This is a genomic window from Bacillus sp. FSL M8-0266, from assembly GCF_038613425.1.
Taxonomy (GTDB): Bacteria; Bacillota; Bacilli; order Bacillales; family Bacillaceae; genus Bacillus; species Bacillus pumilus.
Map to the genome: position 1 here is coordinate 528280 of NZ_CP152015.1, position 19797 is coordinate 548076.

Sequence of the window (19797 nt, forward strand, 5' to 3'; positions counted from 1 at the left end):
CAATTTTTATTAACGTTATAATGAAGAAAGACTAAAGAAGAGCTTTAAATGTAAGTAGGGGGTAAAACATGTCGAATCATATCGTGTTAGCTTTTGCAAGAAAGCATCAAAAGGAATTAGAAAAAGAGTGGACGGACATTTTAAAACGACTCGGAGAAAAAGAAACGGACATGATGCTGAACGACAAAATGTATGAAACCATCTGTTCGGAATATGTTCAACTAATCATTACATCTCTTTCAGAGGGGGATAGTGAGGATTTTGAAGAAAAAGTGCAAAATTTTGCTTTAAAAATTGTTCAAATGGGTATATCACTTAAGTTACTGGCAAACGGTCTAACGGAAATCCGTACACATTTATATGAAAAAATGAACGATGACAAAGATACAACACAAGAAAGTCATGACCTCATTTGGCAAATCGATCGATTCATCACACCCATCCATAACGAGATCTTAAACCAGTACTCCATCTCATGGGAAAAAACCGTCAGCCTTCAAAAAATGGCGCTGCAGGAACTTTCTGCCCCGCTAATTCCTGTATTTGAGCACATCACCGTCATGCCACTTGTTGGAACAATTGATACAGATCGTGCGAAAAAAATTATGGAGAACCTGCTCAATGGTGTTGTCAAACATCGCTCACAGGTCGTCTTAATTGATATCACGGGTGTACCTGTCGTGGACACAATGGTGGCCCACCATATCATTCAAGCGTCAGAGGCTGTGAGATTAGTAGGAGCGAAGTGTTTACTTGTCGGTATTCGCCCAGAAATAGCCCAAACGATCGTTAACCTTGGAATTGATTTATCACAGGTTACAACAAAGAATACCCTTCAAAAAGGAATTCAAACTGCTTTGGAAATGACAAATCGAAAAATTGTTTCATTGGAGGGATAACCAATTGAGAAATCACCCGAAGATTCCAATCTTAAAACTATATAACTGTCTTCTGATTTCAATACAGTGGGAGCTTGATGATCAAACAGCTCTTCACTTTCAAGAAGACTTACTGAATAAAATTCATGAAACAGGAGCAAACGGTGTTGTCATTGATTTAACATCTGTCGATATGATTGATTCATTTATCGCAAAGGTATTAGGTGATGTGATCACCATGTCCAAGCTCATGGGGGCAAAAGTTGTATTAACAGGAATACAGCCGGCAGTCGCTGTGACGCTTATTGAACTTGGTATATCACTGGAAGAAATTCAGACAGCACTAGATCTTGAACAAGGGCTTGAGACACTGAAGCGGGAATTGGGGGAATAGATATGAAAGACCAATCCTGTGTGAAAATATTGACGGAATGGGATATAGTCGCAGCAAGACAATTGGGGCGCAATGTTGCAAAAGAACTTGGTTTTGGAACAGTTGACCAAGCAAGAATTACGACGGCCATTTCAGAATTAGCTCGAAACATCTATTTATACGCTGGTAAAGGTCAGATTTGTATAGAAGAAGTGATGGAGCGCGGAAAGCGTGGACTCAAGGTCATCGCAGCCGATGAGGGGCCTGGCATCATGGATATACGTAAAGTGATGGAAGACGGATTTTCTACATCAGGCGGACTCGGAGCAGGCTTGCCGGGCGTCAGAAGACTGATGGATGAATTTAAATTAGATTCTGCACCAGAACAAGGAACGGAGATACAAGCTGTTAAGTGGCTTCGCTAGGAGGGAAACCATGGATTTTAAGGAGGTAATGGAGCAGCGGTACCATCAGCTGCTCAGTCGTTATATCAGTGATTTAACTGAAACATCGCTTTATCAAGCTCAAAAATTTAGCCGTAAAACCATTGAGCATCAAATACCTCCTGAAGAAATAGTGAGTGTTCACCGAAAAGTGATTCAGGAGCTTTACCCTGATTTGCCGGAAGATGTTTTTCATTCACTAGACTTCTTAATTGAAGTCATGATTGGGTACGGACTTGCCTATCAGGAACATTTAACACTTAGAGGCATCCAGCAAGAAATTAAATCTGAAATTGAAATTGCTGCAAATGTTCAGCAAACCCTTCTGGAAACGAAAATTCCAGAAGGAGATACGTTCGATATTGGGGCGATCAGTGTACCGGCAAAACAGATGAGTGGAGATTATTACCATTTTGTGACGGATCACGATACGATTAATATTGCGATCGCAGATGTCATTGGAAAGGGAATCCCAGCTGCGCTTTGTATGTCGATGATTAAATATGCGATGGATTCCTTGCCTGAGTCAGGGAGCGGCCCAACTAAAGTGCTGAAAACCCTTAATCGTGTTGTCGAGCAAAACGTAGACCCAAGTATGTTTATCACCATGTTTTATGGCAGTTATAATAAAGAAACGCATGAATTTAAATATGCATCGGCTGGTCATGAGCCGGGCTTTTTCTATTGCAATAAAGAGAACCAATTTTACGATTTAGATGCAAAAGGGCTTGTACTTGGAATCGCACCAGATTTTGATTATAAGCAGTATGAGAAGCATTTGGACGTAGGAGATATGGTGATCTTATTCTCTGATGGTGTCACAGAATCTAAGTCGGAGGACGGCTTTTTAGAGCGGGAGGATATCAAAGCGCTTATAGCAGAGCACCTATCCTACTCAGCTCAGGAAATGGTCGATGCTATCTATGCCAGCTTACTCAAGCTACAAGATTTTCAGCTTCACGATGACTTCACTTTACTTGTGCTCAAAAGAAAGGTTTAGAAAGTGAAGATGCGGGTATATAAAATTCTAGGAAACAAGAATTTCGAGGTGAATGCATAATGAATATGACAGTGAAAGAGCATCAAATAGATCAAAAAACGAAAATTAGTGTCAGCGGAGAAATCGATGTGTACTCAGCTCCTCAGCTAAGAGAAACACTCATGCCTAAAGCCGAGGCGGGAGAGCATCTTGAAATTTGTTTGAAGGATGTTACGTATATGGATAGTACAGGATTAGGTGTATTTGTTGGGCTGTTTAAAGCGGCTCAAAAAGCAGGTGGAACACTAAAGCTTGAGAACTTGTCAGAACGGCTTGTAAGGTTGTTTGAAATTACTGGACTAAAGGACATCATTGACATTTCTGCAAAGACAGAGGGTGGGGTACAATGAACGAATCAGTAGATCTAATCGAGATGAAAATCCCAGCGAAACCAGAATACGTAGGCATCATCCGCCTGACTCTTTCAGGCGTAGCAAGCCGAATGGGCTATGTTTACGAAGAGATTGAAGACTTAAAAATTGCCGTCAGTGAGGCCTGTACAAATGCAGTTCAGCATGCCTACAAAGGTGAACACGGCGAAGATGGAGAGGTAGCTGTTCGCTTTCTTGTCTACGAGGATCGTCTAGAAATCATTGTCGCGGACAAAGGCGGTAGCTTTGACTTTAAGCAAAAGCAGGAAGGATTAGGGCCTTACACATCTGCTCATACGGTGGATCAATTGGCAGAAGGAGGTCTTGGTTTATACTTAATGCAAACATTGATGGATGAAGTCGAGGTGCAAGCAAACTCCGGAGTTACCGTTGCGATGACAAAGTTTTTAAACAGGGAGCGAGTTGACCATGACACAACCATCCAAAACTATGAAACTAACTAAAGATGAAGTGGATCGCCTTATCCAAAGCTATCAATCCAATCAAGATGAGCAGGCGCAGCTCACGCTGGTCGAATGCTATACAAACTTGGTCGATATGTTGGCAAAAAAATATTCAAAAGGAAAAAGCTTTCATGAGGATCTCAGACAAGTTGGAATGATTGGTTTACTTGGCGCTATTAAGCGATATGACCCACTCGTCGGTAAATCATTTGAAGCCTTTGCTATTCCAACTATTATCGGGGAAATCAAACGCTTTTTACGAGATAAAACATGGAGTGTCCATGTACCAAGGCGAATCAAAGAGCTTGGACCAAGAATCAAGATGGCAGTTGATCATCTGACAACGGAGACGCAAAAGTCACCTAAAGTTCAAGACATTGCAGAATATCTAGATGTTACAGAGGAAGAAGTACTGGAAACCATGGAGATGGGCAAAAGCTATCAAGCACTGTCTGTTGACCAAGGCGTAGAGGCTGATTCTGAAGGAAGTACAGTCACCATTTTAGACGTTGTCGGCTCACAAGAAGAGGGCTACGAACGTGTAAACCAAAAAATGATGCTTGAGAGTGTGCTTCATGTTCTGACAGATCGAGAAAAAGAGATTATCAACCTGACTTATTTGCAAAATAAGAGTCAAAAAGAAACAGGCGATTTACTAGGGATATCCCAAATGCATGTATCGAGACTGCAACGGAAGGCAGTTAAAAAGCTACGAGATGCATTATCAGAAGATGCGTCTATGGAGCTAGGGTAATGAAGCAGATTGAACAGCACGAGCATGTGAATGCCATTATCTATCAATCGAATAAAGAAGGGAAATCATGCTGCGGGGACAGTTTTTTTATTAAAGCAGATGATGAAGAACTAATTTGTGCTGTGGCAGACGGATTAGGCAGCGGTCAGTTCGCCAATGAATCATCTTCTTTAGTCAGCGAAATTGTCGAAGAATATGGACATGAGGATATGACGACCCTCATCGAAAGATGCAATCAGGCGATGAAAAATAAACGCGGAGCCACAGTTGCGATCTTAAAGGTGAATTTTTCCCAGCAGCAATTTACCTATTGTTCGGTTGGTAATATTCGGTTCATCTTGAATGCCCCTTCTGGCGACTATATTTATCCACTTCCGACATCAGGATACTTATCAGGGAAACCTAGAAAATATAAAACATACACCTATTCCTACGAAAAAGGATCAACATTCATTATGTATTCAGACGGATTGAATGTGCCAAACATGAGAATGTGTTTAAAGCATAGTCATTCAGTTGCAGACATTGCCAAACAACTTGAAACATACACACAAGACAAGAAGGACGATCTCACCTATGTACTTGGTCAGCTCACGTAAAATAGCTGACCTTTTTTCTGTTTTGCCGGTTTTTTTGATACACTAAAAGAGAAGACACAGTGAGGGGATGCAAAGTATGAAGACATCTGACTTTTTATTGAAACAAATTGCAACAGAATTAAAGCTTTCAACAAAACAAATTGAAAGTGTCATCAAGCTCTTAGAGGATGGCAACACCGTCCCGTTTATTGCCCGTTACCGGAAAGAGCAGACAGGCTCACTGGATGAGGTGCAAATTCAAACCATTTCAGAGCGCTATACATATATCCAAAATGTCATGAACCGAAAAGAAGAAGTCATCCGATTAATCGCAGAACAAGACAAACTGACGGATGAATTAAAACAAAAAATTGAGCAGGCTCATAAACTGCAAGAGGTCGAAGATTTATACCGGCCATTCAAACAAAAACGTAAAACAAAAGCAAATGTAGCCAAAGCAAAAGGGCTCGAGCCGCTGGCTGAATATGTACTCACGCTACCAAACGATGAGATCGAGAAGAAGGCCGCTTCTTTTATCAACGAAGAAAAGGAAGTAACAAGTGTAGAAGAGGCACTGGAAGGCGCGCAGCACATCATTGCTGAACAGCTGGCAGATGATCCTGATATGCGGAAATGGATTCGCAGCGAAACGTACCAAAAGGGCAGTCTAGTCACATCAGGAAAAGACATCGAAAGCGATGAAAAAAATGTCTATGAAATGTATTACGATTATCAAGAGCCCATCAAAAAGATAGTGCCTCACCGTGTACTAGCGGTTAATCGTGGAGAGAAAGAAGGCATCTTAAAGGCAGCCATCGAGCCACCTGCTGAAAATATTCGTTTCTATCTCGACAAACAAGTCATAAAAGGCAAACAGACGACGGCGAGACCGTTTATCGAAGCGGCAATTGACGATGCGTATAAACGCCTCATTCAGCCTTCCATCGAACGAGAAATACGCAAAGAGCTGACAGAAAAAGCAGAAGAACAAGCGATTCATATTTTTGCTGAAAACTTAAGAAAACTACTACTTCAGCCGCCGATGAAAGGGAAACGTGTACTTGGAGTGGACCCTGCGTTTCGTACAGGCTGTAAATTAGCTGTCGTGGATGATACGGGCAAAGTCCATCATATCGGCGTCATTTACCCGCATCCGCCTGTGCAGAAAAAAGCGGAAGCCAAACAAAAAGTGAAAGAGATCATTCAATCGTCAAATATTGAAGTCATTGCGATTGGAAACGGAACAGCCTCAAGAGAGACTGAACAATTCATTGCAGACCTCATTCAAGAGTTGGATCAGCCGGTCTCCTATTTGATCGTGAATGAAGCAGGAGCAAGCGTATACTCTGCGTCTGCACTGGCGCGAGAAGAGTTTCCAGACCTGCAAGTCGAAGAACGAAGCGCCATATCCATTGCTCGAAGATTACAAGATCCTTTAGCAGAGCTCGTGAAAATTGATCCGAAGTCTGTCGGAGTGGGCCAATACCAGCATGACGTGAGCCAAAAGCAATTAAACAGCTCGTTAACCTTCGTGGTAGAGACGGTCGTCAACCAAGTCGGTGTGAACGTCAATACGGCCTCACAGGCGCTGCTGCAATATGTGTCAGGTCTTTCAAAAGCCGTCGCAGGGAATATCATCAAGCGCCGCGAAGAGATTGGGAGATTCACAAGCAGAAAAGAGCTAAAGGACATTCCAAGACTTGGGGCAAAGACTTATGAGCAGTGTATCGGTTTCCTGCGCATCGCAGATGGACAAGATCCACTTGATCGGACAGGTATTCACCCAGAGAGCTATAAAGAAACAAAACAGTTCTTACGCATGATCAAGATGACACCAAATGATCTTGGCACAGAGCAATTAAAGGAGAAAATCGCAGAGGTCAAACTGGATGAAGCAGCAGAGCAGCTTGATATTGGTATCATTACACTTCAGGACATCATCGATCAGCTGACAAGACCCGAGCGTGATCCGCGCGATGAAGTACCAAAACCTCTTTTAAAAACAGATGTGTTGAAATTGGAGGACTTGAAGCAAGGAATGGAGCTGCAAGGAACGGTAAGAAACGTCGTAGACTTCGGCGCATTCGTTGATATTGGTGTAAAACAGGACGGGCTTGTCCATATTTCTAAGCTCAGCAGCCGTTTTGTGAAGCATCCGCTTGACGTTGTATCAGTTGGTGACATTGTGACTGTATGGGTGGACTCCGTTGATCAGGTAAAAGGCCGCGTTGCCCTCTCCATGCTGAAACCAGAGTAAACAAAAAACGAGGCGCACCTTAGGATGGGGTGTGCCTTGATGTGACTGAATTTTTTTTTCTGTAGAAGTACCAGCATTGATTCAGCAACTTGATTTGGTAATGATTTTTTTCGAAAAAAGCCTTCTGCATCTGATTTTTCAGCCAGTTGGGCATCGCCCATTCCTCCTTTGATCAAAACAGTGGGTGTACCTTCAATGTATGCAAAGGGGAAATTGTCCTGTTCGATGTTTTTATAGAAAGGAACGATCTTGATTGAAGGAGAGCGAGTTACAGCAGTTAACAGAGCATATTTCTGAGCATTTCTTTGGTAAGGCATTCCGCCATCAGGCTGTTTTTAATGACCGTCTCAAAACGACAGGCGGGCGATATTTACTTGGTACACACAATATCGAACTGAACCGCCGATACCTAGAGGAACATGGACGAGAAGAATTAATCGGGATCATTAAGCATGAGCTGTGTCATTATCATCTGCATCTTGAGGGGAAAGGCTATCAGCATCGTGACCGTTCCTTTAAAGAGTTATTAAAACAAGTAGGAGCCCCGCGTTTTTGTACACCGCTAAAGACCGTACAAAATAAACGGCGTGTACAGAAACGGCATGAATATGTCTGCACAGGATGCGGTCAGTATTTTATCAGGAAAAGACGGTTTGATACCTCTCGTTATGTGTGCGGCGTCTGCAAAGGAAAATTAAAATGGAAGCGTACAATCGGTTCAGAGTGATAAGCATTCCTTTAGGGATGCTTTTTTTGTGAGATGAAGTAGACACATTGAGACAAATAGAGACGCAAGTCTCATTTTGTCTCTTTTTTGATCGATGTGAATCGCTCAAAGCCTAGGCTTTCAAGCGCCATGATGTTGGCACGCTTTTTGCTTGTATAGAAGTGCAAGCAAAAAAGATAGGAGGTTTTATCATGGAAATGGCACTCACAAAAGAAAAAGACGTTTGGATGTATCAAAAAATGCAGGAAATCCGCCAATTTGAAGATCAAGTACACACGCTTTTTACAAAAGGGATCTTGCCAGGTTTTGTCCATCTTTATGCTGGTGAAGAAGCTGTTGCTGTCGGAGTCTGCGCTCATCTGAATGAACAAGACAGTATTACAAGTACTCACCGTGGCCACGGTCATTGTATCGCTAAGGGCTGTGATCTAAAAGGAATGATGGCAGAAATCTATGGAAAAGCCACAGGCCTTTGTAAAGGAAAAGGTGGATCTATGCACATTGCAGATTTTGATAAAGGAATGCTCGGTGCCAACGGAATTGTTGGAGGCGGCTTTCCACTTGCGTGCGGGGCAGCCCTCACAGCTAAATATAAAAAGACAGATAATGTAAGCGTTTGCTTTTTTGGGGATGGTGCAAACAATCAAGGGACTTTTCACGAAGGAATCAACCTCGCCGCTATCTGGAAACTGCCAGTCATTTTCATCGCAGAAAACAATGGTTACGGGGAAGCGACGCCATTTTCCTATGCTTCAAGCTGCAAATCGATTGTGGATCGAGCCGCCAGTTATGGTATTCCGGGTATTCAAGTAGATGGAAAAGATGTGACAGCCGTTTATCAAGCAGCAGAACAAGCGATAGAACGAGCAAAAAATGGAGAAGGTCCGACATTGATTGAATGCATGACATATCGGAATTATGGTCATTTTGAAGGAGACGCCCAGCGCTACAAAACAAACCAAGAAAAAACAGAACACCAAGAAGAGAAAGATGCCATCACGCTTTTTAAAAATGAATTATTAAAGGAGCAGCTGCTGACGGATCAAGAGATATCAAGTATTGAAGCGGCTGTAGCAGAAGCGATAGATGAAGCGGTTAGATTCAGTGAAGAAAGTGAATATCCAGATCAATCCGAATTATTGACCGACGTGTATGTTTCGTATCAATAAATCAGAAAGGGGAGAGGGAAATGACAAGAGAAATCAGCATGTCTAGTGCTTTGAATGAAGCGATTAAACTGGCGATGAGAAGAGACGAAGATGTCATTTTAATGGGAGAAGATGTTGCGGGAGGCGCTCATGTAGATCACTTACAGGATGATGAAGCATGGGGCGGTGTTCTTGGTGTAACGAAAGGAATCGTACAGGAATTTGGACGTGAGCGTGTCCTTGACACACCGATTAGTGAAGCTGGATATGTTGGTGCGGCTATGGCAGCTGCGTCAACAGGGCTAAGACCAATTGCGGAGCTTATGTTTAATGATTTTATCGGTACTTGTCTGGACCAAGTCCTGAATCAAGGCGCAAAATTTCGATACATGTTTGGCGGAAAAGCAGAGGTGCCAATCACAATTAGAACGACACATGGGGCGGGTTTTAGAGCAGCGGCCCAGCATTCGCAAAGTTTGTATGCACTATTTACAAGCATCCCTGGTTTGAAAGTAGTTGTGCCTTCTTCACCATATGATGCCAAAGGGCTGCTGCTGGCAGCCATCGAGGATCAGGACCCTGTCATCTTTTTTGAAGACAAGACGCTTTACAATATCACAGGAGATGTGCCGGAGAGGTATTACACACTGCCGCTTGGTAAAGCAGATGTGAAGAGAGAAGGATCTGATGTAACAATCTTTGCAGTAGGCAAACAAGTGCATACAGCACTCGAAGCAGCAGAAGAGTTAGCTGCTCAAGGTATTGAAGCGGAAGTGATTGATCCAAGAAGCTTGTCGCCGCTCGATGAAGAGGCCCTTCTGACTTCAGTAGAAAAAACAAATCGACTTGTCATTGTCGATGAAGCAAATCCAAGGTGCGGAATTGCCGCAGATATCTCTTCTTTGATTGCAGATAAAGGATTTGATTTACTTGATGCTCCAATCAAAAAAGTGACGGCTCCTCATACACCGGTACCATTTTCACCACCTCTTGAAGATATATATCTGCCAACACCTGATAAAGTTGTGAACACTGTATTAGAGATGATTGGCAAGAGTCATGAGAAGATCTTGAACTAAAGAAAGGAGAGAGGGAGATGGCTGTCGAAGTTGTGATGCCTAAATTGGGCATGTCGATGAAAGAAGGAACGGTATCTGTCTGGAATAAGGAGGTTGGTGAGACCGTAAATAAAGGAGAAAGCATTGCAAGCATCAACTCCGAAAAAATTGAAATGGAGATCGAATCACCTGCTGAAGGAACCATATTGGATATAAAAGTGTCAGAGGGAGAAGGTGTACCGCCTGGCACGGTCATCTGCTATATCGGTGAAGGAAATGAACAAGTGGAGGAAAAGAAAGCTAGAGACAACCAGTCAAAACCAAAGAAAGAGAGAAAGAAAATCTCACCTGTTGCCCGTAAAATGGCGAATAGCGCAAACCTAGACATTGATACGCTCGTGGGGACAGGACCAGGTGGAAGAATTACGAAAGAGGATGTGCTTCATGCGCTTCCTGAACGGGAAGAGAAAAAACAAGAAGAGAAAAAACAAAATGAGACAGAGCATCAGCCTATTAACATGATGCGGAAAACAATTGCCTCAAGAATGATGGAGAGCCTGCAAACAAGTGCACAATTAACCATTACGATGAAAGCGGACGTGACACAACTTACAAACTTACAACAACAGCTAAATGGAACAGCCATAGCACGTTACGATACAAAGTTGACCATCACCGATTTTGTAGCCAAAGCAGCGATCCTTTCGTTGTTAGAACATCCTGCGATGAACAGTCAATATCATAACGGAGTTGTGGAAACCTTTGAGAATGTTCATCTTGGGATTGCTGCTGCGTTAGATAACGGATTGGCTGTACCGGTCATTCAGCATGCGGAGCGGTTAACGCTGATAGAGCTAGCGAAGAGCATTAAATTTTATGGCCAAAAAGCACGTGAAGGAAAGCTTCTCCATGATGAAATCCAAGGTTCGACCTTTACATTGACCAATCTTGGAGCCTATGGTGTAGAGCATTTCACACCAATTTTGAATCCGCCGGAAGCGGGTATCCTGGGCGTCGGAACAATGTATGACACCCCGGTTTATCGAGATGATGAATTGTGCAAAGGGACCATCCTGCCTCTCAGTCTTACGTTTGATCACCGCGTGCTGGACGGAGCGCCGGCGTCCGCATTTTTATCAACGGTCAAAGCACATTTAGAAGAACCAATATCCACTCTTTTATAGGAAGGAGGTGAACGTACCATGACACTGGTCATTATAGGAGGCGGACCAGCAGGTTATGTGGCGGCCATAACAGCCGCCCGTTTCGGCAGGGAGGTTGTGTTAATTGATCAAGGTCAGCTGGGGGGGACCTGCCTCAATGAAGGCTGTATTCCGACCAAAGCACTTTTGCAAAGCGCCGATATGTATGAGCATGTGAAATCGGCTGGACATTTTGGAATTGAGCTTCCAGAACATGAGCCTATCATCCAATGGAATGCTGTCCAAAAACGGAAGCAATCTGTCGTCAAGCAGCTCACTGATGGTGTTCGCTACTTGATGAATAAAAACAAAGTTACCGTGGTGAATGGGAAGGCTTCATTTCTATCAGCACATGAGCTATTGATAGAAAGTGAAGGGAAGTCTGACATCATTCAAGCAAAACAAATCATTATTGCATCAGGGGCAGCGCCTGCTGCTTTACCTTTTGCACCTTTTGATGGCGAATGGATCATTCACAGCAAGGATGCCATGTCACTTTCTTCGATACCAGATTCGCTTTGCATCATTGGGGGCGGGGTGATCGGCTGTGAGTTTGCGAGCATCTTTAGCAGAATGGGATCAAAGGTTGTCATGGTTGAACGGGCAGTGCACATTTTACCTGAAGAAGATCGTGATACAGCACAATGTCTTCACGATGAGCTCGAAGAAACGGGTGTAGACATTTTGACGTCCGCCGCAGTCAAACAGCTTGATTCCTCTTCAAGAAAAGTAGTGGTGGAGAATAATCAAGGAGAGCGGTGTGAAATCCAGTCGGATCTTTGCTTAGTGGCCATTGGCAGAAATCCGCAGCTTGGAGAATTGAATCTTGATCAGGTTGGTATTGATTTTGATAGAAACGGCATCTACGTCAATGAACATATGCAAACCAATCACCCGCATATCTATGCGTGCGGTGATGTAACAGGTGGGGTCCAGCTTGCTCATGCAACAGAACTGATTGGACAAGCGGCGGTGATGATGCATACAGAGCTGACCGCTGATACTTTAGAGCAGTTTATTGCGGCACATCCGACACTTTCAGAGGCGATACACGAAGCCTTGCTGCAAACCATTGGACGAGCGGTGCACTGCTGAAAAAGGCACCTTTTCTATCCGATTGACTTCTTGGGTTAGCTACTGATAATTGAAAGCGCTTTTATAATTATCTATAATGAATAAAAAGCCCCTAGAGGAGAGGATGGAATGAATCCGACGCCTTGTTATTTAAATACGTGGAAACGTTTTGTTCGTGAAGGTTTGCTTGATCAGTCTCGTCTGAATAAGAGAGTGGTGGAATCATGGCACAGGTGTAAACAGGCAAATGTGAATCCGTATTTAGATAAAGGACAGTCGTTGTTAGAAAAGGAAAGATTCAGTGCCCAAAAAAAGAAATATTCATTATTCCTAAATGCGGCTCTCCCTTACTTAAATAAAATCAGTCAGCAATTAAAAGAATCTGACATGCTGGCCTTACTCATCGATGCAGACGGTTATGTGCTAAGTCTGACAGGAAGCGAAAGAACGATGGTGGAAGCAAGAAGAATTAATTTTATGGAGGGTTCGCGCTGGACCGAAACAGATGTAGGGACAAACGCGATCGGAACGGCACTCGTCATCGGAGAAGCGGTGACGATCAATGGAACTGAGCATTTTTCTATCGCCTCTCACCATTGGAGTTGTTCAGCCGCTCCTATTCGCGATGCAGACGGTACAATCATAGGGGTGATTGACATCTCCTGTATGACGGATAACAAGCACCCTTTTATGCTTGGAATGGCTTCAACGGTTGCTTATGCCATCGAGAGAGAAATTCAAGTCCAGCAAAAAAGGAGGGAGATGGAGCTAATCACTCACTGTCTCCAGCAGGTGGAAGCAGACGAACCGTATGTGGTCTGTAATGAAAAAAAGCAAATTGTTTCTGCCAGCAGGTCGATTAGAGAACGATTTTCAGACTGGTATGGAATGGATGTCGAGCGGCTTAAGGATCATCCATTTGTTATCAGAGGAAAGCAGATCATTCAATCAGAGCAAGATGGAAAGATGCTAGGCATATCCCTTTCCCTTGAAGAAGCAGCGAAAAGCAGCATAACCGTTTCTTTTGCTCAATTTCCCGGGGAATCCGGAACAAGTAAGGTATTTCAACAGACGCTCAGCGAAGTGAAACGAGCGGCACAAACAGATGCAAATGTATATATTTGGGGAGAAACAGGTACAGGAAAGGAACTGGCCGCTAGAGCTATTCACTCAGCCAGTGAAAGGCATAGAGGGCCGTTTATTGCTGTTAATTGCGGAGCCATTCCTGAAAGCCTTTTAGAAAGCGAATTATTTGGCTATGCTGAAGGGGCTTTTACAGGGGCAAAACGTCACGGAGCTAAAGGGAAATTTGAACAAGCTCATAAAGGAACACTCTTTTTAGACGAAATTGGCGAAATCCCATATGCGATGCAAGTAGCGCTTCTTAGGGTGATAGAAGAAAGGGTAGTCGTACCGCTTGGCGGGACACACGAAATCCCTTTGGATATTCGAATCATTACAGCGACTCACCGTAATATGAACGAACTGCTGAAGGAAGGAAAAATACGAGAAGACTTATATTACCGTCTTCATGTCTATCCGATCAATATCCCGCCGCTTAGAGAAAGAAAAGAAGACATTCATGATTTATATCGCTATTATCAAAAGAAGCACCACTGGCATGCGGCGTTTCCTGAATCATTTTTCCAGAAATTACAGGAGTATCATTGGCCAGGAAACATACGAGAGCTTTTTAACCTATTTGAACATCTAAGGGTCCTCTTTCCGCAAGGCGGATGGATTGGTGAATCGCAATATGCTTCAGTATTAGAGGCGATTGATCAGAAAAAGCAGAAGCTGCATCCAGCAGAGTGTACTGAAACTCCAAAAGAACTCACATTCAGGGAACGCATTCAAAAGCAAACAGTGATAGAAGCACTGCATAAAACAAAAGGTCATGTGTCAGAAGCAGCGAGGTTAGCAGGAGTGCCAAGAAGTACTTTTTATAAATGGATGAGAAAGTTTCATCTGTCTTAATCTCATGGAAGGCTGCATCAAGGCCCTTGGTCTACGTGAAGAGGTCGGGGGCTTTATGCCAAGTAAACAAATGGCATGGAAAAAGGCTTGACTGTTATATTAGTATATGTTAAATTATAAAAGCCGTCGCAAATGAAGCAGGGATGAAACGCTTAAAAATTCTTGACACATTTTTCTGGCATATATATAATGAAACATGTCTTATTATTCCGCAGTAGCTCAGTGGTAGAGCTATCGGCTGTTAACCGATCGGTCGTAGGTTCGAGTCCTACCTGCGGAGCCATAATGGAGAAGTACTCAAGTGGCTGAAGAGGCGCCCCTGCTAAGGGTGTAGGTCGCGCGAGCGGCGCGAGGGTTCAAATCCCTCCTTCTCCGCCATTATTTTATGGCCCGTTGGTCAAGCGGTTAAGACACCGCCCTTTCACGGCGGTAACACGGGTTCGAATCCCGTACGGGTCATGTTTTGTTTTTTGATTCGTTGGGCTATAGCCAAGCGGTAAGGCAACGGACTTTGACTCCGTCATGCGTTGGTTCGAATCCAGCTAGCCCAGCCATTTTTTTATATGTTTTTCTGCATAGCAGATGAGCCATTAGCTCAGTTGGTAGAGCATCTGACTTTTAATCAGAGGGTCGAAGGTTCGAGTCCTTCATGGCTCACCATTGTCACGCGGGTGTGGCGGAATTGGCAGACGCGCTAGACTTAGGATCTAGTGTCTTTATGACGTGGGGGTTCAAGTCCCTTCACCCGCATTGTTTTTTCAAACAGTGCACTTATGAATATATGAGCACATCATACACGCGGTCGTGGCGGAATGGCAGACGCGCTAGGTTGAGGGCCTAGTGGGTGAATAACCCGTGGAGGTTCAAGTCCTCTCGGCCGCATCTAAAAAACCAAAGGTGGTAGACCTTTGGTTTTTTTAATTTTTTATCACTTTTAAATGAATTTGTCCATTTACCTTAAGTAAGTGGACTTTTTTAATTATCGAGGTTCAACTGTAATCTTAAAAATGACGTAATTATCGTTTATATCATAGGCATAAACCAACGCCGTGCCCAGTGATGAGTAAGAAGATACGACACCACTAGAACTAATGCTAATAAGGTGACTGCCAGAGATGATTTCCCATCTTGAATAGCCATACAGCAATCCAACGTTTGAGTTTCTTAGCATATGGAAATCGACCGTTCCAATTTCATTTGTAGGCTTTGCTATATTGTGAATTTTTGCAGGTTCTTGCGCAGAAGCTTGATTTGTTAAAGCTGGAAGAGCTAATGAAGAAATTGATAATACTGAAACAATTAATCCCTTGTAAAGTTTATTCATAATACTTCCCCCTCAGTTTGGTTTTATTACAAATTCATCATAACATGTAAAATATTTGAATTGTATGGATGTCGAGTATATTTCGAAATTTAACATTCTTCAAGGTCTGTATTTAAAAGAAGATAAGCATTTGTTAGACCGATGTTTTGGGTTCTTAAAAAGTAGGAAAATGTATAGTGATATTGAAGACTTTGCATTAGAAGCAGCTGAATACTTTAGAAGAGCTGGAAGATTTGAAATGGCTACCAAGCATGTACCTCTTACAACAGAAAAATTGAATAATGTCATGTCATTTGATGGTTTATTTGTTATCAAGTAAATTTATGATACGTTTTCCTCGTCCACCTCCAGTTTCTAAGGAATGATGAGCTTTGGCAACATCAGATAAAAGATAAATGCTATCAACAACTGGTCTGACCTTGTTGGAATCTACATAAGATGCTAATTCTTTTAAAAGTTCATTTTTGGGGTTTGCGCTGAATGTGCGAACTCTACGAGAACCGAAAGTAGTTGAAGCTAATATATATATGAAAGACGAAAAACTAGGAAATCCAATAGTAACCATTCTTCCGTTCTTTGTAAGCAGGCGCCTATAATGTTTGAGGTCAGTTCCAACTGTGTCCATGACTACATCAAACTTTTTAAGATCAGTAGGATACGTCTTTTTATAATCAAGTACTTCGTCTGCACCTAGCTCTTGAAGAAAAGTGAGATGTTTTTCGTTTGCAAGAGCAGTTACATGAGCACCTAACATTTTTCCAATTTGAATCGCAATGCTTCCGACTCCTCCACTTGCACCACGTACAAGTAAATTTTCGCCTCTTCTAAGTTTAGCTTGATATTTTAAGGCAATAATTGCAGTAGCACCTACGCCAGGCAATGCCGCGGCTTGTATGAGATCAATCTTTGTAGGAGTTTTAGATATTTTCTCAGGTGATATAGCTACATATTCAGCGGCACTACCATTTTGGCTCCTGAGATTCATAGGAAGAACCCCCCACACTTTATCACCTAATTGATAACTTTTTACGTTCGATCCTACTTCAACAACCTCTCCAGAAAAATCTGCTCCTGTCCCTTTAGGGAATTGATTACCCGTTAATAGTTTTAACTTACCTGATCGAAACAGTGTATCCATAGAGTTTACACTAGACCCATGTACACGAATGAGTACTTCTCCAGATTCTATAACAGGTTTTGATATAGAATCTTCAAAAAGAACATTCGGTGATCCATATTTAGAATATTGTGCAGCACGCATCTGTTCATTTTTCATTTACTCACTCCATCTCCTTGAAAAAGTATTAACTTGAAGGGTATTATAATCAATTTTGCTCTCTATTACATGGATGACACGGTTTACATATTTGATTATAATAAATGGAATTGATTTAACAAGTACGCAATATAAACTGCTTAAGGAAGGAAAAACTGACTAAGGGGTGGATAAAATATGACTGAAAGTGAGCTGAATAAAGCGATAGCTCCAGCGAGTTATGCATTAAATATATTAGCGGGAAAATGGAATTTGAAAATCTTAGCTGTACTATGTAGTTACAAGGAGATTCGATATAATGAGTTAAAGCGTAAAGTGTATGGAATTACAGGAACAATGCTCAATCAATCATTAAAGGACCTGATTGAAAACGGAATTGTTCAACGAGTTCAGTATAATGAAGTTCCATCAAGAGTAGAATATTCATTGACTGGGGCAGGACTAGAGCTGATCCCTATATTTGAACAACTTCTTTTATGGGGCGAAAACCAATTAGAAAAATCAAAGTCATAATAAAATCCATCTACGTGAGAAGTTCGTTGGGGAATCATAGCATAGCTTCCTAACAAAGATTTTATTCACTTTAAGCTATGATGAAGAAAAACAACAAAAAATCTTGAGATTACTAGGGAAGCGCTAGAAAAGGGGATGCAAATACATGTCAATTTACCATAAAGTCATTGGAGAAGGATATCCGATCGTTATATTACATGGTTGGACACTTGACCATCAAGTGATGTTATATGCATTTGAACCGGTATTTGAAAAACAAAGCGGTTGGAAGAGAATATACATAGACTTACCGGGTATGGGACGTTCCGAGCCGCATCCATCTATTCAGAATTCTGATGATATGTTAGAAGCGGTATTGCGTCTTTTGGACGAAATGATCCCTGATGAACAGTTTATTGTTTGTGGTTATTCGTATGGAGGGTACATAGCTAGAGGTATTGTTCATTCACGCCTAGAAACCGTTCGTGGATTACTACTTGTGGCCCCAATGACTATACCTGTATTCGATCAAAGAGTCGTGCCAGAGAAGACCGTTCTAAAAAGTGACAGCAGCTTGATATCACAACTCTCTCCAGAGGAGACGGATGAATTTTGCTCCATGGCAGTTGTGCAAGGAAAACCGGAATGGGAGAGGTTTCGAGATGAAATTTACCTTCCTTCAAAACAAACAAATCATGAATTCATCAATAACATTCTTCAAAATGGATATGGCTATACCTTCGACATTTCATCTGAATTTCAGTATCCCACGCTCATTATCACAGGGCGTCAAGACAATGTAGTTGGATATCACGATGCGTGGCGGCTGATCGAAGACTATCCAAGGGCAACCTTTGGAGTGCTTGATATGGCTGGCCACAACTTGCAAATCGAACAACCCGATGTATTTAACTCATTAGTTCATAACTGGTTAATCAGACTTGAGTCAGAAAATGTGTAGTTGTACACCTTTGTATAAATAGAAGTTTTCTTGATTCGGGTTCATGGCTGTATTAATGATTTTTATAGTTTCTAAACGAAAAAGTCCACTCAACTTAAGTAAGTGGGCTTTTTGTTTGAGTTATCTTATAATAAGTCGTTCTAATGGATCGAAAGGCTTCAATTAGGTTGTGCTGAAATTTCCAACTAAACAACGAAATAATAAGGAGGGGTGGAGCTTATGCTTGGATTACCAAGAGGGGAAGTTTTTTTAGTTCCTTGGTCTGCTGAATGGGGCAAAGAATTTGAAAGGGAAAAGAAACGAATAGTAGAGGTCATTGGGCAGTACACGGTGAATGTGCATCATATTGGAAGTACAGCAGTAAATGGTTTGAGTGCGAAACCCATTATAGATATTGCGATTGAAATAGATTGTTTTCTTGACGGGAAACAGTGTGTAACAGCTTTGCAAGAGCTTGGTTATTCATATAGAGGAATCAATGTATTACCTGAAAGACACTATTTCAACAAAGGAGAACCACGTACACACCAAATCCATATGTATCAAACAGGCAATAGGTATTTACTTGAACAGTTAAATTTCAGGGATTATTTAAGAAGTAACGAATTAGTGAGAAATGAGTACGAGCAGCTCAAACTGAACCTATCAAGTTTAAATAAAAAAGACAAACACAAATATGCCGAGGGAAAAACTAACTTTGTTCAGTCGATTTTAGAGAGAATTTAGATAAAGGTTGCTTTTCGTGCTGAAAATAACATATTTTATGCGCAAATGATTGAACATAGCTAAATGAACGTTTCATCATTAAATCCCTGTCTTATTTGTGTTACCATAGCACATTTTGTGCTCTTTTAAATCTAAATTGCAATTATTTCCGAATCATGTTACAATAAGATTAATTATTTTTGTTCGGCGTAAAGGATAGCATGAAGAAAGACTTTTCGTCTTGAGGATACTTTGGGCAAGGATAGTATAATACATTGTGTGATAACGCACTAGGAGGCAACAAACATGGAACAAGGTACAGTAAAATGGTTTAACGCAGAAAAAGGTTTTGGATTTATCGAACGTGAAGAAGGCGACGATGTATTCGTACATTTCTCAGCTATCCAAGGTGACGGATTCAAATCTTTAGACGAAGGTCAAAAAGTAACTTTTGACGTAGAGCAAGGTTCTCGTGGAGCTCAAGCTGCTAACGTTCAAAAAACTGCTTAATCTTCATTTTTATAAAACAGGTTCTCTGTAGAGAGCCTGTTTTTTTTTGTGCTTTCATTTATTTCTTCAATAAAAAACCCTACTCAGCGTACAAGTAGGGAGATGTTACAAGGTAATCGTAAAAAAATTCATGCTTCAAAGGTTTATCAACAGTATAGCATATTGGATTTACAATATGCGGAATTT

General features: G+C 41.8%; 22 protein-coding genes and 7 tRNA genes. 26 read left to right on the top strand and 3 right to left on the bottom strand.

Annotation, left to right across the window (positions count from 1 at the left end):
- The first annotated feature begins 68 nt into the window (after nt 1-68).
- From MKY83_RS02540 to MKY83_RS02580, 9 genes are all read left to right on the top strand, one after another.
- Nucleotides 69-899, top strand: coding sequence for an RsbT co-antagonist protein RsbRA (locus tag MKY83_RS02540; protein ID WP_342488098.1), 831 nt, complete (start codon nt 69-71; stop codon nt 897-899).
- 4 nt (nt 900-903) lie between these two features.
- Nucleotides 904-1272, top strand: coding sequence for an RsbT antagonist protein RsbS (rsbS, locus tag MKY83_RS02545; protein ID WP_003214235.1), 369 nt, complete (start codon nt 904-906; stop codon nt 1270-1272).
- A gap of 2 nt (nt 1273-1274) precedes the next feature.
- Nucleotides 1275-1676 (top strand): anti-sigma regulatory factor, encoded by a 402-nt coding sequence (locus tag MKY83_RS02550; protein WP_003214085.1) that lies wholly within the window; start codon nt 1275-1277, stop codon nt 1674-1676.
- 10 nt (nt 1677-1686) lie between these two features.
- Complete coding sequence (locus MKY83_RS02555) at nt 1687-2694, top strand: PP2C family protein-serine/threonine phosphatase (RefSeq protein WP_065097543.1); 1008 nt, start codon at nt 1687-1689, stop codon at nt 2692-2694.
- Between the two features lie 59 nt (nt 2695-2753).
- Nucleotides 2754-3083 (top strand): anti-sigma factor antagonist, encoded by a 330-nt coding sequence (locus tag MKY83_RS02560; protein ID WP_044140572.1) that lies wholly within the window; start codon nt 2754-2756, stop codon nt 3081-3083.
- Nucleotides 3080-3568, top strand: a complete 489-nt coding sequence (rsbW, locus tag MKY83_RS02565; RefSeq protein ID WP_044140573.1) for an anti-sigma B factor RsbW — start codon at nt 3080-3082, stop codon at nt 3566-3568. Before MKY83_RS02560 ends, rsbW begins: the two co-directional genes overlap by 4 nt.
- Complete coding sequence (gene sigB / locus MKY83_RS02570) at nt 3534-4322, top strand: RNA polymerase sigma factor SigB (protein ID WP_319610760.1); 789 nt, start codon at nt 3534-3536, stop codon at nt 4320-4322. The genes rsbW and sigB overlap by 35 nt, the downstream gene beginning before the upstream one ends.
- Nucleotides 4322-4921, top strand: a complete 600-nt coding sequence (locus tag MKY83_RS02575; RefSeq protein WP_044140574.1) for a PP2C family serine/threonine-protein phosphatase — start codon at nt 4322-4324, stop codon at nt 4919-4921. The genes sigB and MKY83_RS02575 overlap by 1 nt, the downstream gene beginning before the upstream one ends.
- Before the next feature lie 76 nt (nt 4922-4997).
- Nucleotides 4998-7157 (top strand): Tex family protein, encoded by a 2160-nt coding sequence (locus MKY83_RS02580; RefSeq protein WP_044140575.1) that lies wholly within the window; start codon nt 4998-5000, stop codon nt 7155-7157.
- Between the two features lie 19 nt (nt 7158-7176).
- Here the strand turns inward: MKY83_RS02580 and cmpA are convergent, their stop codons facing one another.
- The gene (gene cmpA, locus MKY83_RS02585) at nt 7177-7311 is read right to left on the bottom strand and encodes a cortex morphogenetic protein CmpA (RefSeq protein ID WP_113768720.1); all 135 of its coding nucleotides are present in this window, start codon (nt 7309-7311) and stop codon (nt 7177-7179) included.
- A gap of 99 nt (nt 7312-7410) precedes the next feature.
- Here cmpA and MKY83_RS02590 point away from each other — a divergent pair, with 99 nt between their 5' ends.
- The 13 genes from MKY83_RS02590 (at nt 7411) to MKY83_RS02650 (ending at nt 15225) form a co-directional block, all read left to right on the top strand.
- A complete protein-coding gene (locus MKY83_RS02590; protein WP_065097540.1) occupies nt 7411-7884 on the top strand; it encodes a SprT family protein in 474 nt (157 codons plus the stop codon).
- Between the two features lie 191 nt (nt 7885-8075).
- On the top strand, nt 8076-9053 hold the full coding sequence (locus MKY83_RS02595) for a thiamine pyrophosphate-dependent dehydrogenase E1 component subunit alpha (protein WP_342488100.1): 978 nt from the start codon (nt 8076-8078) through the stop codon (nt 9051-9053).
- A gap of 20 nt (nt 9054-9073) precedes the next feature.
- Nucleotides 9074-10111, top strand: coding sequence for an alpha-ketoacid dehydrogenase subunit beta (locus tag MKY83_RS02600; RefSeq protein WP_185108388.1), 1038 nt, complete (start codon nt 9074-9076; stop codon nt 10109-10111).
- A 17-nt stretch (nt 10112-10128) separates the two neighbouring features.
- Complete coding sequence (locus MKY83_RS02605) at nt 10129-11274, top strand: dihydrolipoamide acetyltransferase family protein (RefSeq protein ID WP_185108390.1); 1146 nt, start codon at nt 10129-10131, stop codon at nt 11272-11274.
- 18 nt (nt 11275-11292) lie between these two features.
- The gene (locus MKY83_RS02610) at nt 11293-12387 is read left to right on the top strand and encodes an FAD-dependent oxidoreductase (protein WP_342488101.1); all 1095 of its coding nucleotides are present in this window, start codon (nt 11293-11295) and stop codon (nt 12385-12387) included.
- Nucleotides 12388-12495: 108 nt separating this feature from the next.
- Nucleotides 12496-14343 carry a sigma-54-dependent Fis family transcriptional regulator gene (locus MKY83_RS02615; protein ID WP_342488102.1) on the top strand — a complete coding sequence of 616 codons (1848 nt, stop codon included), beginning with the start codon at nt 12496-12498 and terminating at the stop codon, nt 14341-14343.
- A 208-nt stretch (nt 14344-14551) separates the two neighbouring features.
- Nucleotides 14552-14626, top strand: a tRNA-Asn gene (locus MKY83_RS02620).
- 4 nt (nt 14627-14630) lie between these two features.
- Nucleotides 14631-14721: transfer RNA gene (locus MKY83_RS02625), tRNA-Ser, on the top strand.
- Nucleotides 14722-14730: 9 nt separating this feature from the next.
- Nucleotides 14731-14802: transfer RNA gene (locus MKY83_RS02630), tRNA-Glu, on the top strand.
- Nucleotides 14803-14822: 20 nt separating this feature from the next.
- A tRNA-Gln gene (locus tag MKY83_RS02635) sits at nt 14823-14897 on the top strand.
- A gap of 30 nt (nt 14898-14927) precedes the next feature.
- Nucleotides 14928-15003, top strand: a tRNA-Lys gene (locus tag MKY83_RS02640).
- Between the two features lie 7 nt (nt 15004-15010).
- A tRNA-Leu gene (locus MKY83_RS02645) sits at nt 15011-15093 on the top strand.
- A gap of 48 nt (nt 15094-15141) precedes the next feature.
- A tRNA-Leu gene (locus MKY83_RS02650) sits at nt 15142-15225 on the top strand.
- Nucleotides 15226-15322: 97 nt separating this feature from the next.
- Here MKY83_RS02650 and MKY83_RS02655 read toward each other — a convergent pair.
- Together MKY83_RS02655 and MKY83_RS02660 are read right to left on the bottom strand one after the other, a co-directional pair.
- A complete protein-coding gene (locus MKY83_RS02655; protein ID WP_342488103.1) occupies nt 15323-15667 on the bottom strand; it encodes a hypothetical protein in 345 nt (114 codons plus the stop codon).
- 301 nt (nt 15668-15968) lie between these two features.
- The gene (locus MKY83_RS02660) at nt 15969-16943 is read right to left on the bottom strand and encodes an NAD(P)-dependent alcohol dehydrogenase (RefSeq protein WP_342488104.1); all 975 of its coding nucleotides are present in this window, start codon (nt 16941-16943) and stop codon (nt 15969-15971) included.
- A 177-nt stretch (nt 16944-17120) separates the two neighbouring features.
- On the opposite strand from MKY83_RS02660, the gene MKY83_RS02665 reads away from it, so the two are divergent.
- The 4 genes from MKY83_RS02665 to MKY83_RS02680 all read left to right on the top strand — a co-directional run bounded on the left by MKY83_RS02665 (nt 17121) and on the right by MKY83_RS02680 (nt 19611).
- Nucleotides 17121-17456 (top strand): helix-turn-helix domain-containing protein, encoded by a 336-nt coding sequence (locus MKY83_RS02665; protein WP_034666063.1) that lies wholly within the window; start codon nt 17121-17123, stop codon nt 17454-17456.
- 145 nt (nt 17457-17601) lie between these two features.
- Nucleotides 17602-18396 (top strand): alpha/beta hydrolase, encoded by a 795-nt coding sequence (locus tag MKY83_RS02670; protein ID WP_342488105.1) that lies wholly within the window; start codon nt 17602-17604, stop codon nt 18394-18396.
- A gap of 219 nt (nt 18397-18615) precedes the next feature.
- Nucleotides 18616-19122 (top strand): GrpB family protein, encoded by a 507-nt coding sequence (locus MKY83_RS02675; protein WP_044140587.1) that lies wholly within the window; start codon nt 18616-18618, stop codon nt 19120-19122.
- A gap of 285 nt (nt 19123-19407) precedes the next feature.
- Nucleotides 19408-19611 (top strand): cold-shock protein, encoded by a 204-nt coding sequence (locus MKY83_RS02680; protein ID WP_003214229.1) that lies wholly within the window; start codon nt 19408-19410, stop codon nt 19609-19611.
- Nucleotides 19612-19797 lie beyond the last annotated feature (186 nt).

Coding starts and splice junctions, on each gene's coding strand:
- MKY83_RS02580 (WP_044140575.1), top strand. CDS start 4,998: ATGAAGACATCTGACTTTTTATTGAAACAAATTGCAACAGAATTAAAG.
- MKY83_RS02605 (WP_185108390.1), top strand. CDS start 10,129: ATGGCTGTCGAAGTTGTGATGCCTAAATTGGGCATGTCGATGAAAGAA.
- MKY83_RS02665 (WP_034666063.1), top strand. CDS start 17,121: ATGACTGAAAGTGAGCTGAATAAAGCGATAGCTCCAGCGAGTTATGCA.
- MKY83_RS02595 (WP_342488100.1), top strand. CDS start 8,076: ATGGAAATGGCACTCACAAAAGAAAAAGACGTTTGGATGTATCAAAAA.
- MKY83_RS02600 (WP_185108388.1), top strand. CDS start 9,074: ATGACAAGAGAAATCAGCATGTCTAGTGCTTTGAATGAAGCGATTAAA.
- MKY83_RS02610 (WP_342488101.1), top strand. CDS start 11,293: ATGACACTGGTCATTATAGGAGGCGGACCAGCAGGTTATGTGGCGGCC.
- MKY83_RS02575 (WP_044140574.1), top strand. CDS start 4,322: ATGAAGCAGATTGAACAGCACGAGCATGTGAATGCCATTATCTATCAA.
- rsbW (WP_044140573.1), top strand. CDS start 3,080: ATGAACGAATCAGTAGATCTAATCGAGATGAAAATCCCAGCGAAACCA.
- MKY83_RS02550 (WP_003214085.1), top strand. CDS start 1,275: ATGAAAGACCAATCCTGTGTGAAAATATTGACGGAATGGGATATAGTC.
- MKY83_RS02675 (WP_044140587.1), top strand. CDS start 18,616: ATGCTTGGATTACCAAGAGGGGAAGTTTTTTTAGTTCCTTGGTCTGCT.
- MKY83_RS02560 (WP_044140572.1), top strand. CDS start 2,754: ATGAATATGACAGTGAAAGAGCATCAAATAGATCAAAAAACGAAAATT.
- MKY83_RS02540 (WP_342488098.1), top strand. CDS start 69: ATGTCGAATCATATCGTGTTAGCTTTTGCAAGAAAGCATCAAAAGGAA.
- sigB (WP_319610760.1), top strand. CDS start 3,534: ATGACACAACCATCCAAAACTATGAAACTAACTAAAGATGAAGTGGAT.
- MKY83_RS02670 (WP_342488105.1), top strand. CDS start 17,602: ATGTCAATTTACCATAAAGTCATTGGAGAAGGATATCCGATCGTTATA.
- MKY83_RS02555 (WP_065097543.1), top strand. CDS start 1,687: ATGGATTTTAAGGAGGTAATGGAGCAGCGGTACCATCAGCTGCTCAGT.
- MKY83_RS02615 (WP_342488102.1), top strand. CDS start 12,496: ATGAATCCGACGCCTTGTTATTTAAATACGTGGAAACGTTTTGTTCGT.
- MKY83_RS02680 (WP_003214229.1), top strand. CDS start 19,408: ATGGAACAAGGTACAGTAAAATGGTTTAACGCAGAAAAAGGTTTTGGA.
- MKY83_RS02660 (WP_342488104.1), bottom strand. CDS start 16,943: ATGAAAAATGAACAGATGCGTGCTGCACAATATTCTAAATATGGATCA.
- cmpA (WP_113768720.1), bottom strand. CDS start 7,311: ATGCCCAACTGGCTGAAAAATCAGATGCAGAAGGCTTTTTTCGAAAAA.
- MKY83_RS02655 (WP_342488103.1), bottom strand. CDS start 15,667: ATGAATAAACTTTACAAGGGATTAATTGTTTCAGTATTATCAATTTCT.